A 19,330-nucleotide genomic window follows, 5' to 3' on the forward strand; every position below is an offset into this window, starting at 1 on the left:
AACCTCTGGCCCCGGTGGCGGGTATAGTCAGGGAGATGGGCTTTCTGGTGCTTTCCGGCCTCTCGGGGGCGGGCAAGACCACGGCCCGGGGGTTTCTGGAGGACCTGGGCTACTTCATGGTGGACAACCTCCCCCCGGGCCTCTGGAAGCCCCTTCTGGAAGAGCTCGCCGCCCGGGGGGTGGAGCGGGCGGGGGTGGTGCTGGACGCCCGGGCCCTGGCCTTCTTCGGCGACCTGGAAGGGGTCCTGGAGGCGCTTAAGCCCACGGTGATCTACCTCGAGGCCCGCCCCGAGGTCCTCCTCCGCCGCTACAACCTCACCCGGAGGGTCCACCCCCTGGGGGCGGGGAACCTCATGCGGGAGATCGGCGAGGAGCGGAAGGCCCTCGCCCCCTTGCGGGAGCGGGCCCACCTGGTTCTGGACACCTCCGAGCTCTCCCCAAGGGCCCTCAAGGAGGCCCTGGCCCGGTTTCTGGGGGAGGAGGCGGGCTTCACCCTGAGGCTCCTCTCCTTCGGCTTCAAGTGGGGGCCGCCCCAGGAGGCCGACCTGGTCCTGGACGTGCGCCCCCTGCCCAACCCCCACTACGACCCCGCCCTAAGGCCCAAAACCGGCCTGGACCCCGAGGTGAAGGCCTACGTCTTCCGCGAAGAGCAGGAGCCCTATTACCGGGCCCTCCTCGCCGTGGTGGGTCTGGCGGCGGAAGGGGCGAAGCGGGAGGGCCGGGCCTTTTACACCGTGGCCGTGGGGTGCACCGGGGGGCGGCACCGGAGCGTGGCCGTGGCGGAAAGGCTCGCCGAGGAGCTTTCAAGCCGCTTCCGGGTGGAGGTGAACCACCGGGATGTGGAGAAGGAGGCCTAGCCTGGCAAAGCGCTTCCCCGCCTTGCGCTGGCTGTACCCGGGGATGCGGGTCAAGCGCTACGCCGCCCTCGCCGGGCTGGGAGCCCTGCTGCTCTCCTGGGGGCTAGGCCCCCTCTTCCCGCCCCCTCCCCTTCCCGGCCCCCTCCTCTCCCTCCTCGGCCTCGGCCTCCTGGCGGGGGGCATCCGGGCCATGAACCGGAGCATGCTCGCCGCCTTCACCCGGCCCGAGGAGGTCCCCGAGCGGGTCTACGTGCGCCGCAAGCTGGAGGCAGGCCCCAGGGTGGTGGCCTTCGGGGGGGGCACGGGCCTCTCCCGGGTCCTCAAGGGCCTAAAGGAACACACCGCCCACGCCACCGCCATCGTGGCCGTCACCGACGACGGGGGGTCCACGGGGCGGCTCAGGCTAAGCTTTGGCCTACCCGCCGTGGGGGACCTGGTAGACTGCCTCTCCGCCCTCTCCGACCACCCCGCCCTGCCCCGGCTCCTCGCCTACCGCTTTGACCGGGGAGAGGTGCGGGGGCACACCTTCGGCAACCTCTTCCTGGTGACCCTCAACGAGGTCTCGGGAGATTTCGCCGAGGCCATCCGGGAGGCCAACGCCATCCTGAACCTAAGGGGCCAGGTCCTGCCCGCCACCCCGGAGGCGGTGCGCCTCAGGGCCCGCTTCCAGGACGGGGCTGAGGTGGAGGGGGAGGTGGCCGTCCGCGCCCGTGGGGGCCGGATCCGGGAGGTCGCGCTGGTCCCCGAGCCCCAGGAGGTGATGCCGGAGGCCCTCCAAGCCCTCCGCCGGGCGGACCTTGTTGTGCTGGGACCAGGAAGCCTCTACACCAGCGTGATTCCTAGCTTCCTTCCCCGTCCCCTCAAGGAAGCCCTGGCCCGGGCCAAGGCGCCTTTGGTCTACGTGGTGAACCTCATGACCGAGCCCGGGGAGACCGACGGCTACACCGCCTACGACCACTACAAGGCCATCGCCTACCACCTGGGCCGAAGACCGGAGATGGTCTTGGTCCACACCGCCCCCATCCCCGAGGAGGTGCGGGCCCGCTACGCCCGAGAGGGCCGCCACCCCGTGGCCTTTGACCCGAGGCCCTTCGCCGTAGACGGGGTCCGGGTCCTCGCCGGGGACTTCCGGGAGGAGGGTCCCCTGGCCCAGCACGACCCCAGGAAGGTGGTGAAGGCCCTCCTTTCCCTGGTATAAAGGTGGGCGTGCTCTTTCTCTTCCAGGACCCTTTAGGGGACGACCGGGGCCTGGCCTACCAGTACCCCCGGGCGGGCCTTTACCAGGAAGCGGGAGAGGGCTTCGCCGACCTGGTGGCGGTGGGGGGGGAGGGGCGAGAAGGGCGTCTTCTACTCAAGGTGCGCCTCGCCCGCTACCCCAACCCCCTGGGAGGCCCCTTGGGCTTCAGCCTGGCCACGGTGGTCCTCTTTCTGGACACGGGAAAAGGGGGGAGCGAGGAGCTGGTCCCGGGCCTCAAAACCCCCCCAGGAGAGGGCTGGGAGGTGGGCTTCTTCCTCACGGGGTTCGGAGGGGAAGGGCGAACCCCTTCCGGAGAAAAGGCCCCTGCCAGGGCCTGGCGGGAAGGGGAGTGGGTGGTGCTGGACACCGGCCTCTCCCCAGGGAGGTACGGAATCTACGCCGGGGTGGGCCTTTTTGACCCCTTCGCCCCCGGGTACCTGCGCCCCACGAGCCCTTCCGGGGGCCCCTGGACCCTTACCGCCTCCTCTGGGGCCCCGCCCCTCGTGGACCTCCTGGCCGAACGCCCCCTGGACCAGGTGCGGGCCTATGAGACCGGGGTTTTGAAGCCCCTGAGGCCTCGAGGGCTTTCCTTGAGGAGGGAAAGCCTCTTGGCCTTCGCCCTGGGCGGGGTTTCCCTGCTCCTCGCCTTTCTCCTGCGGCGCTAAGGACCCCCAGGTGGCGCTAAAGGGGGCGGAGGTCCTCCAGGAGGAGCCAGCCCACCCCTTGGGGTAGGGCCTCCAAACGGGCCTGCAGGGCTTCGGCCACCGCCTCGGCCAGGGGCTTCAGGGCCTCCGGGGGCTCCTCGGTGAGGAGGAGCAGGGTGAGCTGGTAGAAGTGCTGGGTGTGGGTGGGGGTGCCGTCGGCGAAGAAGGGGGTGGGGGGCGGCACCTCGTCCAGGAGGAGCCTCGCTCCCAAGAGCTCCCCGGGGAGGAGGGCCCTCGGGTCCAAGGGGGCCTCCTTGGGGTGCCAGAGGTAGCCCTGGAAGAGACGGACCGCCCGCATGGCCCCTAGCCCACCTCCTCCAAGACCTCCCCCTCCAGGAGGTAGCGCCGGGGGAGTCTCCGGGAAAGGTGCACCGCCACCTCGTAGGGGATGGTCCCCCGGGCCTCGGCCCAGGAGAGGAGCCCCGTGGGGCCGAAGTCTGGGGAAAGGACCTCAAAGACGGCCTCGAGGCCCACGGGCCCCGGGAGGAGCACCGTGGTCTGGTCCATGGAGATCCGCCCCGCCACGGGGCAAAGCTCTCCCCCGGGCCCACGGACGAAACCCACCGCCCCCCGGGGAAGCCCGTCGGCGTAGCCCACGGGCAAGGTGGCGAGCCACTCCCCGCCCCGCGCCACGTACTCCCCGCCGTAGCCCACCCGGTCCCCGGGCCTCAGGCGCTTCACCAGGGTGGGCCGGGCCAGGATCCGGAGAACGGGCCTCAAGCCAAAGCCCGGGATAAGGCCATACAACGCGAGGCCCACCCGGGCGTTCTCCCCCCCGTGGAGGAGGAGGCCCATGGAGTTCTCCAGGTGGTAGAAGTACCCTTCCCCCAGGGCCGCCCGCACCTCCTGGAAGCGCCGCCTCTGGACCTCCACGAAGGCCTCGTCCTCCCCGGCGGTGGCCAGGTGGCTGTAGACCCCCTCCACCCGCACCCCCAGGGCTTCCACCGCCCGGAGGGCCGGAAGGGCCTCCTCCCAGCGGAAGCCCACCCGGTTCATGCCCGTGTCCACCTTGAGGTGGGCCCTGGGGAGAAGGCCTAGGGTCCTCGCCCTCTGGGCCAGGGCTTCCGCGGCCTCGAGGGTGGAGAGGCTCGGCGTGAGCCCCCACCGCAAGGCCTCCTCGGCCTCCAGGGGGTGGAGGCTTCCCAGAAGCAGGACCTCCCCCCTCACCCCCCCCTGCCTCAGGGCCCGCCCCTCGGCCAGGGTGGCCACGGCGAAGCGGCCAACCCCCTTCCCCTCCAGAAAGCGGGCGATGGGGGGGGCCCCGTGCCCGTAGGCGTCGGCCTTCAGCACGGGGATGACCTCCTGGCCCGCCCGCTCCCGAAGGAGGCGGTGGTTCTGGAGGAGGGCGCCCAGGTCCACCTCCACCCAGGCCCGGGCTTCCACGCCCACCAGGATACCCCGGCCTGAACCCGAAGGGCGGGGTTGCCACCCCGCGCGGGCCCACGCCAGCACGGGCGGTATCAGTCCTCTAGAAGCCCCACGAAGCGGTGGGGGTCGGGGTCCAGCCGGAACTTGCGCCGGTCCAGATGGGCAAGGAGGGCCTCCAGGCGCTCGGTGGTCCCCCTAAGGAGCAGGTGGTAGAGGTAAAACCCCTTCACCCGGGGGACCGGGGCGGGGGCCGGGCCCAGGACCTCTCCCTCCTTGGCCACGCCCTCTAGGGCGGCCCTTAGGGCGAAGGCGGTCTCCAGGGCCCTCTCCTCCCGGCGGTGGCGCACCTCGAGCTTCACCATGCGCACCTTGGGAGGATAGTCTAAGGCCTCCCGCAGGGCCTTTTCCACCCAGGGGAAGGCCTCCACGCTTCCCTCCAGGAGGCCTTGGTGGGCGGGGTGGTCGGGGGTGTAGGTCTGGAGGACAAGGAGAGGGCGCCTTCCCGGCCTGAGCTCCGCGAGGGCCCAAAGAAGCCGGTGGTAGCGCTCCGCCGCGCGGAAGTCGCTCTCGTAGAGGAAGCCGTCGGCGTAGGGCAAAAGGACGAGGGCGAGCTCGGGCAAGGTGGGCCCCCGGAGGAGGGCCGTGGTCCCCACCACCACCCCGGGCTCCCCCTTAAGGAGGGGGGTGAGGTCGTCCTTGGCCTCCTTGGCGTAGCGGAAAAGGGGAAGGGAAAGGCGCCCCTTCAGGTCCTCCCAAAGCCACTCCAGCCCGGGCCCCTTGGGCTCCAGAAGGGGGGATTGGCACCGGGGGCAAAGGGGGGGCGGGGGCTCTTCGTGGCCGCACTGGTGGCAGAGGAGGCGGCTTGGGCGGTGGTAGCGCAGGGGAAGGGCGCAGTGGGGGCAGGTGGGCTTGTAACCGCAGTCGGGGCAGAGGAGGAAAGCGCTGTAGCCCTTCCGGGGCGCCAGGACCACCGCCTGCCTGCCCCGCTCCTCCACCTGCTTTAAAAGGGCCAGGGCCCTTCCCGCGAAGGGGTAGCCCTTTTCCCGCCTGAGGTCCAGGAGGAGGACCCGGGGCCTGGGCACGGGAAAGGTGAGGCCGGGCCGCTCCAAGACCTCCACCGCCGGCACCAGGGAAAGGTAGGTGAGGGGAACCCCCAGGAGCCTGGCCCGGAGCTCGGCCAGGGGAGGAACGAAGGCCCGGCTCCCCGAGGGAAGCTTGTAGCTTTCGCTTCCCTCCTCCACCACCACCAAGGAGCGAGGGGTGAAGGGCAGGAGAAGCCCCCCGTAGGTGGCGAAGACGAGGCCTTGGGGGTCGCGGAAAAGGGCCTCCCGCTCCAGGGGAGAAAGCCCGCCGTGGTAGGCCCGGGCCTCGGGGAAGAAGGCGAGAAAGCGCTGGAGGAGGCTCACCTCGGGGAAGAGGACCAGGTGGTCCCCCTCGGCCACCAGGCCCTTCAGGAGGCGGAGCCTTTCGGCAAAGCGCCCCCCGTTCACGCGCCCGGGGCGCTCGGGCAGGGAAAGGGGTTCCAGGGAAGGGCCGGAAGGACGGGGCTTTGGGGGAGGGCCCTGGCCGATGTACCCCTCCAGCAGGAGGCGCTTGACCTTCCCCACCCCTACCCCCGCCGCCCGGGCCAGGGCCGCCTGGCTTTCCGCGTGGCCCAGGGCCCGCAGGACCTGGAGCACCCGGTCCATCTCGGGGTCGGGGTGGGCCTCCCTTAGGGGAAGGAGGACCCTTCTCCCCTCCTTGAAGGCCACCTCCTCCTCCAGGACCCCCGCCTCCCGCAGGAGGTCCAGGAGCTTGGGATCAAAGCCCTTGGCCTCCTGCCATTCCGTGAGGGCCTCGAGGCCCCGGGGAAGCACCTTGGGGTCGGTCCCCGGGTAAAGCCGCACCCGGTGGCGCACCTCCGGAAAAGGGGGCAAGAGATCCGCCAGAACCTGGCCCAAGGGAGCGAAGAGGTACCGGGCGGCCTCCTCCAGGAAAGCGAGCTCCTCCCGGCGCAGGTAAGGCCTTGGGTCCAGGTAGGCGATGGCGTGGCGCAGGGCGTGCCCCCTAGGGGCCTCCTCCTCCCCCACCACCACCCCGAGGCGCACCTCCCCCCGCCAGGGCACGGCCACCCGCCGCCCCACGGCCTCCCCTTCCCCCTCCAAGGGGGGCAGGTAGCTCATGGGGGGCAAGGGAAGGGGGAGGGCCACCCGGAGGGCCCGCATACCCCTAGGATAAGGGCGTGCGCCTGGCGGTGCTCTTCTCGGGGGTGGCCCTCTACAGCGCCCTTTACGCCGTGGTCCCCCTCCTTCCCCTCCTGGAACGCCTCTTCCAAGCTTCCCCGGGGGCGGCGGGGCCCGGGATGGGCCTGCCCCTCCTCCTCCTCGTCCTCCTCTCCCCCTGGGTGCCCAGGCTTTCCCTTCCCCCCGGCATCCTCTTGGGCGGGGGGCTTCTTTTGGTGGGGCTAGGGGGGGTCTTGGGGGCCGTAAGCCAAAGCCTCCTCTTTTGGACCCTCTTCCGCCTCCTCCAGGGGGTGGGGGCGGCCCTGGTGCCCACCCTGGCCATCGCCCTCATCCCCCTCCTCTTCCCCCAAAGGGCCCTGGAGATGGCCGGGGTCTATATGGCGGGCAACGTCCTGGGCGGAGGGTTGGGCCGGGTGCTGGCCGGGCTTCTGGCCGAGGCCCTGGGGGTGCGGGAGGCCCTTTTTCTCCTCTCCCTTCCCGCCCTGGGCCTGGGGCTTCTCCTCCTCAAGGCCCCGGGCGGGCTACCCTCCCTGGGAACACCCCGGTACGAGCTTCGGGCCTGGCGCCTCTACCTGGTGGGAAGCGTCCTCCTCTTCCTCAACCTCTTCCTGGCCAACCTCCTTCCCTACCGCCTCCTGGAGCTGGGCTTCCGCCCAGGAGGGGTGGGGCTCGTCTATCTGGCCTACCTCTTCGGCATCCCGGGAAGCGCCCTCTCGGGGGTGCTGGCGAGGCGGTTTGGGGCGGTGGCCACCTTCCGCCTGGCCTTCCTCGGGGTGCTCTTGGGAATGGGCCTTCTCCTCCTGAAGCCCCCCTATTTGGTCCTGGGCTTTGTGCTCCTGATGGCCGCCTTGTTCACCGCCCAGAGCCTGGCCTCGGGGGCCGCCGGGCGGCAGGGAGCGGGGGTGAGCGGCGCCTACGTGGCGAGCTTCTACCTGGGGGGCACCCTGGCCGGCCTCCTCTACCCCTTCTTCCTGGGGAACTTTGCCCTGGCCGTGGGGGTGGGGATGGTCCTGGCCCTCCTCGCCCTCCTCCTCGCCCCCCTTCGGTAGCATGGGCCCATGGAGGTTCACGCCGCTGACCAGTACTTGGTGGCCCCCGGGGAGGCGGGCCTCCTGGAGGTCTACGAGGCCCTGCGGGGCACGGGGCTTTACCCTCCCTTCCCGCCGGTGGAGCTTCCGGGGGGGGTGGGAGGGCTTGTGGCCCGGGGCGGCTTCGCCCAGACCTTTTTCTTCCCCGGGGAGGTCCTGGGCCTCACCTTCCGCACCCCCAAGGGCCGGGTGGTGCGGGCGGGAGGGGTGGTGGTGAAGAACGTCCAAGGCTACGACCTGGTGCGCCCTTTCGTGGGAAGTTTTGGGCTTTTGGGGGAGGCCTTGGAGGTGGTCTTCCGCCTGCGGCCGGGGCGGGCCTCTAGCTTCCTCCGCCGCCCCTGGGAGGGGTCCTTTCCCAGGCTCACCCCTTTCCCCCGCTTCCTCTTCGCCCTGCGGGAAGGGGAGGAGGCGTGGCTTTACGCCTTCCACTTCGGGCACGAACGGGAGGTGGCCCGCTTCCGGGAGGCCTTCGCCGGGGAGGAGGTGGGGCCTTTGGACCTCCGCTCCCTCTTCCCCTCGGGGATGGGGGTGGGGGAGGGGCCCCTTTGGGACCCCCGCTTCCCCTGGAGGGACGGGGGAGAGGCTCCGCCTCCCCCGGAGGCCTTCCTCCGCCTGGCGGAGGCCCTCTAGGGCCACCCCATGAGGCCTACGGGCCCGTTCCAAGTCTTGGCGAAGGGCTCGCGCCAAAGGGGTATCCTTTAAGGGATGGAGGCGCTGGAACGGGAAGCCCTAAAGGCGATCCAAGAAGCCCGGGACCTCGAGGCCCTAAAAGCCCTCCGCGCCCGCTACCTGGGCAAGAAGGGCCTCCTCACCCAGGAGATGAAGGCCCTGGCCGCCCTGCCCCTGGAGGAAAGGAGGGCCCGGGGGCAGGTCTTAAACGCCCTCAAAGAGGCCCTGGAAAGGGCCCTCGAGGCCAGGGAGCGGGCCCTGGAGGAGGAGGCCCTGCGCCGGGCCCTGGAGGCCGAGCGCCTGGACGTCTCCCTGCCGGGGGCGCGCCTTTTCCCCGGAGGCCTCCACCCCATCACCCTCATGGAGGGGGAGCTCGTGGAGATCTTCCGCGCCCTGGGCTACCAGGCGGTGGAGGGCCCCGAGGTGGAGAGCGAGTTCTTCAACTTTGACGCCCTGAACATCCCCGAGCACCACCCGGCGCGGGACATGTGGGACACCTTCTGGCTCACCGGGGAGGGCTTTAGGCTGGAAGGCCCCCTGGGGGAGGAGGCGGAGGGGCGGCTCCTCCTCAGGACCCATACCTCCCCCATGCAGGTCCGCTACATGGTGGCCCACACCCCCCCCTTCCGCATCGTGGTCCCGGGCCGGGTCTTCCGCTACGAGGAGACGGACGCCACCCACGAGGCCGTCTTCCACCAGCTGGAGGGCCTGGTGGTGGGCGAGGGGATCAGCATGGCCCACCTCAAGGGGGCGATCTACGAGCTCGCCCAGGCCCTCTTCGGCCCCGACTCCAAGGTGCGCTTCCAGCCCGTCTACTTTCCCTTCGTGGAGCCGGGGGCCCAGTTCGCCGTGTGGTGGCCCGAGGGCGGCAAGTGGCTGGAGCTGGGTGGGGCCGGGATGGTCCACCCCAAGGTCTTCCAGGCGGTGGACGCCTACCGGGAGCGCCTCGGCCTCCCCCCCGCCTACCGAGGGGTCACGGGCTTCGCCTTCGGGCTTGGGGTAGAGCGGCTCGCCATGCTCCGCTACGGGGTCCCCGACATCCGCTACTTCTTCGGGGGCCGGCTCAAGTTCCTGGAGCAGTTCAAGGGGGTTCTATGAAGGTGCCCTTCTCCTGGCTAAAAGCCTACGTGCCCGAGCTGGAAAGCCCCGAGGTCCTCGAGGAGCGCCTGGCGGGCCTGGGCTTTGAGACGGACCGCATGGAGCGGGTCTTCCGGATCCCGAAGGGCGTGGTCTTCGCCCGGGTCCTGGAGGCCCACCCCATCCCCGGCACCCGGCTTAGGCGCCTGGTCCTGGACACGGGCCAGGCGGTGGAGGTGGTCTCGGGGGCGGAAAACGCCCGGAAGGGGATCGGCGTGGCCCTGGCCCTTCCCGGCACGGAGCTTGAAGGCCTCAAGGTGGGGGAGAGGGTCATCCAGGGGGTGCGCTCCTTCGGCATGGCCCTCTCCCCCAGGGAGCTCGGGGTGGGGGAGTACGGCGGGGGGCTTCTGGAGTTCCCCGAGGACGCCCTCCCCCCCGGCGCCCCCCTGGCCGAGGCCTGGCCGGAGGAGGTGGTGCTGGACCTCGAGGTCACCCCGAACCGCCCGGACGCCCTGGGCCTTTTGGGCCTCGCCCGGGACCTCCACGCCCTGGGGTACGCCCTGGTGGAGCCGGAGGTGAACCTAAAGGCGGAGGCCGTTCCCCTTCCCTTCGCCCTCGAGGTGGAAGACCCCGAGGGCGCCCCCCACTTCACCCTGGGCTACGCCTTCGGCCTCAAGGTGGCCCCAAGCCCCCTCTGGATGCAGCGGGCCCTCTTCGCCGCGGGGATGCGCCCCATCAGCAACGTGGTGGACGTGACCAACTACGTGATGCTGGAAAGGGCCCAGCCCATGCACGCCTTTGACCTGCGCTTCATCGGCGAGGGAATCCTGGTGCGCCGGGCCCGGGAGGGGGAGAGGCTCAAGACCCTGGACGGGGTGGAAAGGGCCCTCCACCCCGAGGACCTGGTCATCGCCGGGCGGCGGGGGGAGGAAAGCTTCCCCTTGGGCCTCGCCGGGGTCATGGGCGGGGCGGAAAGCGAGGTGAGGGAGGACACGGAGGCCATCGCCCTGGAGGTGGCCTCCTTTGACCCCGTGGCCATCCGCAAGACCGCCCGCCGCCACGGCCTTCGCACCGAGGCGAGCCACCGCTTTGAGCGGGGGGTGGACCCCCTGGGCCAGGTCCCGGCGCAAAGGCGGGCCCTAAGCCTCCTCCAGGCCCTGGCCGGGGCGCGGGTGGCCGAGGCCCTCCTGGAGGCGGGAAGCCCCGAGCCCCCAAAGCCCATCCCCTTCCGCCCGGACTACGCCAACCGCCTCCTGGGCACGTCCTACCCCGAGGCCGAGCAGATCGCCATCCTCAAGCGGCTCGGGTGCCGGGTGGAAGGCGAAGGCCCCCCCTACCGGGTCACCCCGCCGAGCCACCGCCTGGACCTAAGGCTCGAGGAGGACCTGGTGGAGGAGGTGGCCCGCATCCAGGGGTACGAGACCATTCCCCTTTCCCTTCCCGCCTTCTTCCCCGCCCCCGACAACCGGGGGGTGGAGGGGCCCTACCTAAGGGAGCGGCGCCTCCGCGAGGTCCTCGCCGGGCTCGGCTTCCAGGAGGTCTACACCTACAGCTTCATGGACCCCGAGGACGCCCGCCGCTTCCGCCTGGACCCCCCCCGCCTCCTCCTCCTCAACCCCCTGGCCCCGGAAAAGGCCGCCTTAAGGACCCACCTCTTCCCCGGCCTGGTCCGGGTGCTGAAGGAGAACCTGGACCTGGACCGGCCAGGGAGGGCCCTCCTCTTTGAGGTGGGCCGGGTCTTCCGGGAGCGGGAGGAGACCCACCTCGCGGGCCTCCTCTTCGGCGAGGGGGTGGGCCTCCCCTGGGCCAAGGAGCGGCTTTCCGGCTACTTCCTCCTCAAGGGGTACCTCGAGGCCCTCTTCGCCCGGCTGGGCCTCGCCTTCCGGGTGGAGGCCCACCCCTACCCCTTCCTGCACCCCGGGGTCTCGGGGAGGGTATGGGTGGAGGGGGAGGAGCGGGGCTTTTTGGGGGAGCTCCACCCGGAGATCGCCCGGGCTCTGGAGCTTCCCCCGGTATGGCTTTTTGAGCTCCGCCTGCCCCTGCCGGAGGCCCCCTTCCGCTTCCGGGACCCTTCCCGCTACCCGCCGGCCTTCCGCGACCTGGCGGTGGTGGTCCCCGAGACCACCCCCTTCGGCGAGGTGGAGGCCCTCCTCCGGGAGGCCGCCGGGCCCTACCTGGAGAGCCTGGAGCTCTTTGACCTGTACCAGGGCCCGCCCCTAAAGGAGGGGGAGAAAAGCCTCGCCTTCCACCTCCGCTTCCGCCACCCCGAGCGCACCCTCACCGACGAGGAGGTGGAGGAGACCCTTGAGCGGGTGGTGGCCGCCCTAAGGACCCGGGGCTTCGGCCTTAGGGGGTAAACTCAGGGCATGCTCACCTGGGTGGACCTCCTCGCCCTCCTGAGCCTGGCCCTGGGGATGGCCCTGGGCCTTAGGGCCGGTCTTCCCCTGGCCTTCGCCGGGGCGGGCCTTCTCCTCTACCTCCTCCTGGCCCAGCTCGGGCTCTCCGGGGCCGGGTGGGGCCTGGGGCTTGGCCTCCTCGCGGGCCTTCTCGCCAAGAGCCTCCCCCTTCCTCCCCTTCCCCGGGGCCTCGAGGCCCTCCTCGGCCTCCTCGGGGGCACCCTCCTTGGGCTTTTCCTGGCCCTGGCCCTCTGGACAGGCTTCCCCTGGGAAGCGGTGGGGGGAAGTCTGCGCTACCCCTCGGTGAACCTCCCCACCCCTATCTACCAGGGGGTAAGCGGGAGCCCCTTCGCCCGGGAGGCCTTTCGCCTGGCCTGGAAAACCCCCTGGCTGAAAAGGGCCCTCGCCCTAGAGGGCCAGCACCCGCGATAGGGCGAGGAGCTCCCGGCGGATGTCCTTCCTGCGCTCCACCGCCTCCTTGAGGGGAGTGAGCTCCACCTCCCCCTCCACCTCCCCCACCATGACCCCGCTCGTTCCCCCGGCCAGGGCCTCCACCGCCGCCGCCCCCAGGCGGCTCGCCAGAATCCGGTCCTTGGCCGTGGGGCTTCCGCCCCGCTGGATGTGCCCGAGCACCGTGACCCGGGCCTCCACCCGAACGTGTTCCTGGATGGCGGAAAGAAGCCCCGCCGCCCCTCCGGGGTAGGCGCCCTCGGCCACCACCACGATGGAGCTGGACTTCCCCCGCTTCTGGGACTCCAAAAGCCCCTCGGCGATGGCCTTGGGGTCCACGGGCTCCTCGGGAACGGCGATGACCTCCGCCCCCCCGGCGAGCCCCACGTCCAGGGCGATGAAGCCCGAGCGGCGCCCCATGACCTCAATGAAGAAGACCCGCTCGTGGCTCGCCGCGGTGTCCCGAATGCGGTCAATGGCCTCCAAGGCGGTGTTCACCGCCGTGTCAAAGCCGATGGTGTAGTCGGTGCCGTAGAGGTCGTTGTCTATGGTGCCGGGAACCCCCACCACCGGCATTCGGAACTCCTCTATGAGGCGCATGGCCCCGCGGAAGGTGCCGTCCCCACCGATGGCCACCAGGCCCTCAATCCCCGCCGCCTTAAGCTTCTCGGCGGCCCTGGCCCGGCCCTCCTCGGTGAGGAACTCCTGGCTCCTCGCCGTGAGGAGGATGGTCCCCCCTCGCTGGAGGATGTTGGCCACGTCCCGCACCCCCAAGGGAAGCATCTCCCCCTGGATCATGCCGGCGTAGCCCCGGCGGATGCCGATGACCTCTACTCCCAGGGCGTAGGCCTGGCGCACCACCGCCCGGATGGCGGCGTTCATGCCCGGGGCGTCCCCCCCGCTGGTAAATACCCCGATTCGCTTCATGGCTCCTCCACGCTAAGGCGGTAGGCCTCGTTCCGCGGCACCCCCGCCGCCACCAGGGCCCGGAAGAGGGCCTTTCCCGAAAGCCCCTGGGCGCGAAGCCGCCTCAAGAGCTCCGCCCCTTCCGGAGGCGGGGCCTCTTTGGGTCCCAGAACCAGCACGAACTCCCCCTTGGGCTCAAGAAAACGCTCCAGGGCCTCCTGCAAGCTTCCCCGAAAGACCTCCTCGTGGACCTTGCTGATCTCCCGGGCCACGGCCACGGGGTGCCCTGGGCCGTAGACCTGGGCCAGGTCCTCCAGGGTTCTCCTCAAGCGGTGGGGGCTCTCGTAGAGCACCGCGGTCCTCCCCTCCCGGGCCAGGGCTTCCAGGCGCTCCTTCCGCTCCCTGCCCCCTTTGGGAAGGAAGCCCTCAAAGGTGAAGCGGTGGGTGGGCAGGCCCGAGGCCACCAGGGCGGGGATGAGGGCGGTGGGGCCGGGAAGCGCTTCCACCTGCCAACCCCATTCTAAGGCCTGGCGCACGAGCTCGGCCCCGGGGTCGGAGATCCCGGGGGTGCCGGCGTCCGTGGCGTAGGCCACGTAAGCGTAAGGGGCGAGGAGCTCCCGGGCCCGGTGAACCGTGTGCTGGTCCAGGCGGAGGGTAGGGGTGGGGATGCCGTAGTGCTTGAGAAGGAGCCCGGTGCGGCGGGTGTCCTCGCAGGCCACCACCTCGGCCTCGCGGAGGACCCGGAGGGCCCTCAGGGTGATGTCCTCCAGGTTGCCGATGGGGGTGGGCACCAGGACCAAGCGCACGCTAGAGGAGAGGCTTGAGCATTTTCAGAGCCTGGCGGAAGGGAAACTCGTAGAGGGAGCCGGAGGGCAGGGTGAACTCCAGGAGGTCCGGGGCCCCAGGGAAGAAGATGCGCCGCAGGGCAAGAGGCCCCTGGTCGCTTTCCAGGTGCACGGTGAGGTAGTCGGGCTCCCAGTTAGGCTCGTCCTCGGCCTCCTCGGGGGGCTCCTCCCCCATCCCTTCCTCCAGGCGGCGCAGGGCCTCCGCGAGTTCCGCCTTGGCCACCCGCACCTCCTCCTCCAGGGTTCCGTCGGAGAAGCGGAGCACGACCTCCTCCCCGTCCCCGTAGGCCTCGAGGCCAAAGAGGGGCTCCTCCCCCTCGGGCACCTCCACCACCTCCAGGGTGCCGTCGGAGAGGAGGCGGAGGACCGCCCCGCAGGCCTCGCAGTCCACGAGGTCCCCCACCTCGTACCCTTCTAGCTCCAGGGCCTCGCCGCAAACCGGGCAGACCATGCGCACCCCCCTGGATTCTAAGGGGGCCGGGGCGCCCCCGGCCCAGAAAGCGCCCTTTGGCCTCTAGCCCCGGTAGCGGGCCATGGCGGCCCGGACCTCCGCCAGCGCCTCCTCCCGGCCGCGCCAGCCCGTGACCTTGACCCACTTCCCCTTCTTGGCCTCGAGGGCCTTGTAGGTCTCAAAGAAGTGCTGGATCTCCTGCTTCACCCCCTCGGGGACGTGGGCGATGTCCTGGATGTGGTCCAGGCGCTGGTCCTCGTGCACCACCCCGATGACCTTGGCGTCCCCGCCCTTCTCGTCCTCCATGAGGAGGAGGCCCACCACCCGCACCTCCACCACCACCCCGGGAAAGAGGGGGTAGGTGGAGAGGACCAGGCCGTCCAGCGGGTCCCCGTCCTCGGCCAGGGTGGAGGGGATGAAGCCGTAGTCCCCCGGGTAGAACTGGGCTCCCGGCAGGACCCGGTCCAGCTTGATCGCCCCCAGCTCGGGGTCGTACTCGTACTTGTTCCCCGAGCCGCGGGGCACCTCAATGACCATGTGGACCACCTCGGGGGCGCCCTCACCCACGGGAAGGCTCTTCAGGTCGGCCATAGCCCTCCCATTATACGAGGGCCTCCGCCCGGTCCGTGACCAGGGCGTCCACCCCCCAGGCCGTGAGGGCCTGGGCCCGGGCCCTCTCGTTCACCGTCCAGGCCAGCACCCGGTAGCGGGCCTTGAGCCTTCGCACCTCCCCTTCGGTGAGAAGGGCCTCCCAGGGGTGGACCCAGGCCACCCCGAGGCAAGGGGCGAGCGCCAGGGCCTCGGGCTTCTCGTAGAGGAGGCCCAGAGGCCCCACTCCGAGGCGCCCCAGGCGTACCAGGGCCAGGGGGTCAAAGGAGCTCACCCACACCTGCGGGGAGGGGTACCGGGCCAGGAGGCGGGCCAAGGCCTCTTCCCGGCCGTCGGTCTCGGGGGGAAGGCTTTTGAGCTCCACGTTGATCCAGGCCCGGGGAAAGGACCTCAGGACGGCCTCCAGGGTGGGCACGTAGGCGGGAAGCTCCCTTAGGGTGAGGGAGGCCAGGGGGACGCCCTCCAGGGCGAAGTCGTGGTGCACCACCAGCACGCCGTCTCGGGTGAGGTGGACATCCAGCTCAAACCCGTCCAGGCCGGCCTCGAGGGCCTTCCTGAAGGCCTCCAGGGTGTTCTCCCGCACCCCCTGGGCGAGCCCGCGGTGGCCTAAGCGAAGGGGCATGGAAGGGAGTATACAATGGGGCCATGAGCAAGTATGAAGAGGCTCTTTCCCGCCTCGGCGAGCGGGTCCTCGCCCGCCTGGAGGGGCCTGGGGGTCTGCTTGCGGTCACCGAGGGTCACCTGGTCTTCGTGGGCGAGGGCGGGGTCCGGCAGGTGGAGCTCGCCCGCATCCGCCGCATCGCCCGGGCGGAGGGCCAGGCCCTCAAGGTGGAAGGGGAGGGGGTGGGCCTGGAGATCCCCCTCAGGGCCTTTCCCCTCGAGGAGCTCAAGGCCTTCCTGGAGGGGCTAAAGCCCCACGTGGCCCGGGCCCGCAAGGGCACCGCCGCAAGGCCGGAGGCGCCGCCCCCCCCACCCCCGCCTTCCCCCCCTCCCTCTCCCTGGGAGGAGGAGGCCCGGCCCCAACGGGACTCGGTGGAGCTCGCCCCCGAGCCCCCCAGGGAGTCCCCCTCCGAAGGGGCCACAAGGAGGCGGAACCCTTTGGCCCTGCCCCTCAAGGTCCTCGCCCTCCTCACCCTGGGCTACACCGTGGCCTTCGCCGCCCTGAACCCCGGGGCCGATCCCTGGGCCCTGGCGGGGGTGGTCCTCGGGGGGCTGGGCCTGGCCTTGACGGAGTGGTCCTTGGCTACCTCCTCGCGGTAGCCCTCCTCGGCCTCCTGGCCCTCTGGCCCAAGGTAGTTCCAAGGCCTGCCCCCGTGGAGGTGGTGGCCCTGGCCGAGGTCTCCTTCACGCCCCCCACTCCCCAACCCATAAGCCTCAACCAGGCGAGCCTCGAGGAGCTCGAGGCCCTGCCCGGCATCGGCCCCGCCCTGGCGCGGCGCATCCTGGAAGGCAGGCCCTACGCCAAGGTGGAGGACCTCCTCCGGGTGAAGGGCATCGGCCCGGCCACCCTGGAGCGGCTCCGCCCCTACATCAGGCCATGAGGGCCCTCCGCGCTCCCGGGGTGGCCCTGGGCCTCGGGGGGCTTCTCGGGGCCCTGGGCCTCCAGGCGCCCTGGGCCCTCCTCCTTGCCCCTCCCCTCCTCCCTTGGGGCCGGCTTCCCCTGGCCCTCGGGGCCGCCCTGGTCCTCCTCCGGGGCCTCCTCCTTCCCCTCCCAGAGCCCCCCTACGGGCTCCGGCTGGAGGGGAACTTCGCCGTGCGGGAGGGCTTCACGGAGTGGGAGGGCCACCGCCTGCGCTTAAAGAGCTTCCCCCCTCTGGCCGATGGGGTGTACCGCCTCCAGGGCTACCTGGCCCCGCCCGAGCCCAAGCGCAACCCCGGGGGGTTTGACGAGCGGGCCTGGCTCCGCTCCCTGGGGGTGCGGGGGGTGTTTCACGTGGAACGGGCGGAGGCCCTGGCCCCCCTGCCTGACCCCAGGGGCCCCTGGCGGGCCCGCCTCGCCGCGGGCCTCTCGCCCCCGGCCAAGGAGGTGGTGGAAGGGGTGGTCCTCGGGGACAAGGGGGGCCTCGAGGCCCTCTACCCCCTCTTCCAGCGGGCGGGCCTCGCCCATCTCCTGGCGGCCTCGGGGCAGAACGTGGGGGTCCTGGCGGGAAGCCTGGTCCTGGCCCTCTTCCCCCTGGGGCGCTTCCGCTACCTCGCGGCCCTGGCCCTCCTCCCCCTCTACCTCTACCTGGCCGGGCCGAGCCCTTCCCTGGTGCGGGCGAGCCTCATGGCGGGCCTGTCCCTCCTCGGCCTCTTCCTGGGGCTTGGGGGGGCCGGGGTGCTCCAGGCCCTGGGGGTGGCCCTCTTCCTCCAGCTCCTCCTCCTGCCCGAGGCCCTCCTCGGTCTTGGCCTCCAGCTCTCCTACCTGGCGGTGCTGGGCCTGGCCCTGGTCCTCCCGGCCCTCAGGCTTCCCCCCGGGGCCCGGGGCTACCTCCTGGGAAGCCTGGCGGCGGGCCTCGCCGCCCAGGCCTTCCTCCTCCCCCTCCTCCTCCACCACTTCGGCTTCCTGCCCCTCCTCTCCCCCCTCACCAACCTCCTGGCCCTCCCCCTGGTGGCCCTCCTGGTGCCCCTGGGCTTTCTCAAGCTCCTCCTCGGGCCCCTCCTCGCCCCCCTGGTGGAGCCCCTGGCCCGCGCCCTCCTGGCCCTGACCGAGATGGCGGCATCGGGCCCCCTCCTCCGCTGGGGAGGCATCTCCCCCGAAGGCTTCGCCCTCTACTGCCTGGGCCTCCTCCCTCTCCTCCTCGCCCTCCACCGCCTCCTCCCCTGGCGGCGGGCCCTCCTCCTGGCCTCCCTTCCCGCCCTCGTGGCCCTCCTCGCCGCCTGGCCCAAGCCCCTGGACCTCTTCCTCCTGGACGTAGGCCACGGGGACGCCCTCCTCGCCCGGATGGGCGGGGCGGAGGTCCTGGTGGACGGGGGTAGGCCGGAGAAGGGAGAGGTGGTGGTGCGGGCCCTCCGCGCCCTCGGGGTAGAGGCCTTAGAGGTTCTGGTGGCCACCCACCCCGACGCGGACCACTACGGGGGGCTCCTCCGGGTGGTGGAGGAGGTCCCCGTGGGCCTCGCCCTCCTCTCCCCGGCCTTTCCCCAAGACCACCCCTTGGTCCAGGCCCTAAGGAACAGGGACATCCCCCTGCGCTTCCCGGGGGCGGGCACGGCCCTCGCCCTGGGACGGGGTAAGCTCAAGGTGCTCTGGCCCAAAGCCCTTAGCGGGGACGACAACAAAGACGGCCTGGTCCTCCTCCTGGATTTCGGCAAGGCCCGGGCGCTGCTCCTTGCCGACGTGCCCGAGGAGGTGGAAAGGGCCCTACCGGTAGGCCCCGTGGAGGTCCTAAAGGTGAGCCACCACGGGTCCCGGACTGGCACCTCCGAGGCCTTGCTGGACAGGGCCCGTCCCCGGGTGGCCCTCCTCGGGGTAGGCGGGAACCCCTTCGGCCACCCCCACCCCGAGGTGCTGGAGCGCCTTCAGGCCCGCGGCGTCCAGGTCGCCCGCACGGACCGCATGGGGGCGGTGCGGGTCCTCTTCGGCTACGCCTGGTAGCCGAGGCGCCGCAGGAGGCCCTCCAGCTCCTCCAGGGAGCGGTAGTGGATGACCACCCGGCCCCGCCTTCCCCCCGCCACCCGCACCGGCAGGCCCAGGTGCCGGGAAAGCTCCAGGGAGAGGGGGGAGGCCTCCTTGGGCCTCCCCTCCCGGCTGAGGCGCTCCCTGAGGGCCTCCGCCTGCCGCACGGAAAGCCCCTTAGCCAGGATCTCCCTGAACCCCCAAAGCCGGTCCTGGGGTTCCAGCATGAGGAGGGCCCGGGCGTGGCCCGCGGTGATCTCGCCCCTTTCCAGGGCCTCGAGGACCTCCTCAGGAAGCTGGAGGAGCCTCAAGGCATTGGCCACGGTGGAGCGGGCCTTGCCCACCCTCTTGGCCACCTCCTCCTGGGTGAGGCCCATGGCCAAAAGGGCCTGGTACCCCCGGGCCTCCTCCACCGGGGACAGGTCCTCCCGCTGGAGGTTTTCCACCAGGGCCAGCTCCAAGGTCTCCTGGTCGGTGAGGTCCCGCACCACGGCGGGAACCTCGGAAAGGCCCGCCATCTGGGCCGCCCGGAAGCGCCTTTCCCCGGCCACCAGCTCAAACCCCTCCCCCTTAGGACAGACTTGACCGATATGCGTCTCCTGGGGTAAAGAAGGGGCATGACCCTGCGCGAAGCCCTGTCCCAGATCCCCGACCCCCGGGCCCAGAACCGGCAGTACCCCCTGTGGGGCCTCCTGGCCCTCATCCTGGTGGCTTTTCTTTCCCGCGTGGACTCCCTGAGGGGCGTGGAACGCTTCGCCCGCGCCAACCCCCATCTTCTACCCCACCTCGGCCTGCGCAAGCCCCCGGGCCACACCATCCTCACCCTCCTCCTGCACCGCCTGGACCCAAAGAAGCT

Annotated in this window: 20 protein-coding genes and 1 pseudogene; 12 read left to right on the forward strand and 9 right to left on the reverse strand. The window is 71.3% G+C overall.

Annotated elements, in window-relative coordinates:
* Positions 1 to 35 precede the first annotated feature (35 nt).
* The 3 genes from rapZ to AC01Y6_RS04660 are packed head-to-tail and all read left to right on the forward strand — an operon-like array spanning position 36 to position 2,759.
* Positions 36 to 857 carry an RNase adapter RapZ gene (gene rapZ / locus AC01Y6_RS04650; protein WP_428716297.1) on the forward strand — a complete coding sequence of 274 codons (822 nt, stop codon included), beginning with the start codon at positions 36 to 38 and terminating at the stop codon, positions 855 to 857.
* Entirely contained in the window at positions 838 to 2,055 is a 1,218-nt protein-coding gene (locus AC01Y6_RS04655) for a gluconeogenesis factor YvcK family protein (RefSeq protein ID WP_428720044.1), read from the forward strand. The genes rapZ and AC01Y6_RS04655 overlap by 20 nt, the downstream gene beginning before the upstream one ends.
* 8 nt (positions 2,056 to 2,063) lie before the next feature.
* Positions 2,064 to 2,759: a glucodextranase DOMON-like domain-containing protein gene (locus AC01Y6_RS04660; RefSeq protein WP_476670459.1), complete on the forward strand. Its 696-nt coding sequence runs from the start codon at positions 2,064 to 2,066 to the stop codon at positions 2,757 to 2,759.
* 16 nt (positions 2,760 to 2,775) lie between these two features.
* On the opposite strand, the gene AC01Y6_RS04665 is transcribed toward AC01Y6_RS04660, so the two are convergent.
* From AC01Y6_RS04665 to AC01Y6_RS04675, 3 genes are all read right to left on the reverse strand, one after another.
* The gene (locus AC01Y6_RS04665; protein WP_476670461.1) at positions 2,776 to 3,096 is read right to left on the reverse strand and encodes a DUF3208 domain-containing protein; all 321 of its coding nucleotides are present in this window, start codon (positions 3,094 to 3,096) and stop codon (positions 2,776 to 2,778) included.
* A 5-nt stretch (positions 3,097 to 3,101) separates the two neighbouring features.
* A complete protein-coding gene (gene alr / locus AC01Y6_RS04670) occupies positions 3,102 to 4,181 on the reverse strand; it encodes an alanine racemase (RefSeq protein WP_476670463.1) in 1,080 nt (359 codons plus the stop codon).
* A 77-nt stretch (positions 4,182 to 4,258) separates the two neighbouring features.
* The gene (locus tag AC01Y6_RS04675; RefSeq protein ID WP_347241785.1) at positions 4,259 to 6,370 is read right to left on the reverse strand and encodes a primosomal protein N' family DNA-binding protein; all 2,112 of its coding nucleotides are present in this window, start codon (positions 6,368 to 6,370) and stop codon (positions 4,259 to 4,261) included.
* A gap of 17 nt (positions 6,371 to 6,387) precedes the next feature.
* Between AC01Y6_RS04675 and AC01Y6_RS04680 the strand changes: the two genes are divergently transcribed.
* The 5 genes from AC01Y6_RS04680 (at position 6,388) to AC01Y6_RS04700 (ending at position 12,050) form a co-directional block, all read left to right on the forward strand.
* On the forward strand, positions 6,388 to 7,437 hold the full coding sequence (locus AC01Y6_RS04680) for an MFS transporter (protein WP_347241786.1): 1,050 nt from the start codon (positions 6,388 to 6,390) through the stop codon (positions 7,435 to 7,437).
* A 9-nt stretch (positions 7,438 to 7,446) separates the two neighbouring features.
* Complete coding sequence (locus AC01Y6_RS04685; protein WP_347241787.1) at positions 7,447 to 8,106, forward strand: DUF5639 domain-containing protein; 660 nt, start codon at positions 7,447 to 7,449, stop codon at positions 8,104 to 8,106.
* An 84-nt stretch (positions 8,107 to 8,190) separates the two neighbouring features.
* A complete protein-coding gene (gene pheS / locus AC01Y6_RS04690) occupies positions 8,191 to 9,243 on the forward strand; it encodes a phenylalanine--tRNA ligase subunit alpha (protein ID WP_347241799.1) in 1,053 nt (350 codons plus the stop codon).
* Positions 9,240 to 11,579, forward strand: a complete 2,340-nt coding sequence (pheT, locus tag AC01Y6_RS04695; protein ID WP_476670466.1) for a phenylalanine--tRNA ligase subunit beta — start codon at positions 9,240 to 9,242, stop codon at positions 11,577 to 11,579. The genes pheS and pheT overlap by 4 nt, the downstream gene beginning before the upstream one ends.
* 9 nt (positions 11,580 to 11,588) lie before the next feature.
* A complete protein-coding gene (locus tag AC01Y6_RS04700; protein ID WP_476670467.1) occupies positions 11,589 to 12,050 on the forward strand; it encodes a hypothetical protein in 462 nt (153 codons plus the stop codon).
* Here AC01Y6_RS04700 and pfkA read toward each other — a convergent pair.
* The 5 genes from pfkA to AC01Y6_RS04725 all read right to left on the reverse strand — a co-directional run bounded on the left by pfkA (position 12,027) and on the right by AC01Y6_RS04725 (position 15,501).
* Positions 12,027 to 12,995, reverse strand: a complete 969-nt coding sequence (pfkA, locus tag AC01Y6_RS04705; RefSeq protein WP_476670468.1) for a 6-phosphofructokinase — start codon at positions 12,993 to 12,995, stop codon at positions 12,027 to 12,029. The genes AC01Y6_RS04700 and pfkA overlap by 24 nt on opposite strands.
* Complete coding sequence (gene rsmI / locus AC01Y6_RS04710) at positions 12,992 to 13,780, reverse strand: 16S rRNA (cytidine(1402)-2'-O)-methyltransferase (protein ID WP_476670470.1); 789 nt, start codon at positions 13,778 to 13,780, stop codon at positions 12,992 to 12,994. Before rsmI ends, pfkA begins: the two co-directional genes overlap by 4 nt.
* 1 nt (position 13,781) lies before the next feature.
* A complete protein-coding gene (locus AC01Y6_RS04715) occupies positions 13,782 to 14,270 on the reverse strand; it encodes a TFIIB-type zinc ribbon-containing protein (RefSeq protein WP_476670472.1) in 489 nt (162 codons plus the stop codon).
* Positions 14,271 to 14,333: 63 nt separating this feature from the next.
* Positions 14,334 to 14,861 (reverse strand): inorganic diphosphatase, encoded by a 528-nt coding sequence (locus AC01Y6_RS04720; protein WP_476670474.1) that lies wholly within the window; start codon positions 14,859 to 14,861, stop codon positions 14,334 to 14,336.
* A 10-nt stretch (positions 14,862 to 14,871) separates the two neighbouring features.
* Positions 14,872 to 15,501 carry a glycerophosphodiester phosphodiesterase gene (locus AC01Y6_RS04725; RefSeq protein WP_476670476.1) on the reverse strand — a complete coding sequence of 210 codons (630 nt, stop codon included), beginning with the start codon at positions 15,499 to 15,501 and terminating at the stop codon, positions 14,872 to 14,874.
* A gap of 23 nt (positions 15,502 to 15,524) precedes the next feature.
* On the opposite strand from AC01Y6_RS04725, the gene AC01Y6_RS04730 reads away from it, so the two are divergent.
* Genes AC01Y6_RS04730 through AC01Y6_RS04740 form a run of 3 tightly spaced genes read left to right on the forward strand, consistent with a single transcriptional unit; the run spans position 15,525 to position 18,453 of the window.
* A complete protein-coding gene (locus tag AC01Y6_RS04730) occupies positions 15,525 to 16,139 on the forward strand; it encodes a YcxB family protein (RefSeq protein ID WP_476670477.1) in 615 nt (204 codons plus the stop codon).
* Complete coding sequence (locus AC01Y6_RS04735; RefSeq protein WP_476670478.1) at positions 16,112 to 16,420, forward strand: ComEA family DNA-binding protein; 309 nt, start codon at positions 16,112 to 16,114, stop codon at positions 16,418 to 16,420. Before AC01Y6_RS04730 ends, AC01Y6_RS04735 begins: the two co-directional genes overlap by 28 nt.
* Positions 16,417 to 18,453 (forward strand): ComEC/Rec2 family competence protein, encoded by a 2,037-nt coding sequence (locus tag AC01Y6_RS04740; protein WP_476670479.1) that lies wholly within the window; start codon positions 16,417 to 16,419, stop codon positions 18,451 to 18,453. The genes AC01Y6_RS04735 and AC01Y6_RS04740 overlap by 4 nt, the downstream gene beginning before the upstream one ends.
* Here the strand turns inward: AC01Y6_RS04740 and AC01Y6_RS04745 are convergent.
* Positions 18,441 to 19,055: pseudogene (locus AC01Y6_RS04745) on the reverse strand (ParB/RepB/Spo0J family partition protein); the annotation flags it as partial. The gene AC01Y6_RS04740 and the pseudogene AC01Y6_RS04745 sit on opposite strands and share 13 nt — an antisense overlap.
* 36 nt (positions 19,056 to 19,091) lie before the next feature.
* Here AC01Y6_RS04745 and AC01Y6_RS04750 point away from each other — a divergent pair.
* Positions 19,092 to 19,330, forward strand: a 239-nt coding sequence (locus AC01Y6_RS04750) for a transposase family protein (RefSeq protein WP_476670481.1), incomplete at its 3' end; no start/stop codon positions are given.

This window comes from Thermus sp. (genome assembly GCF_056332225.1).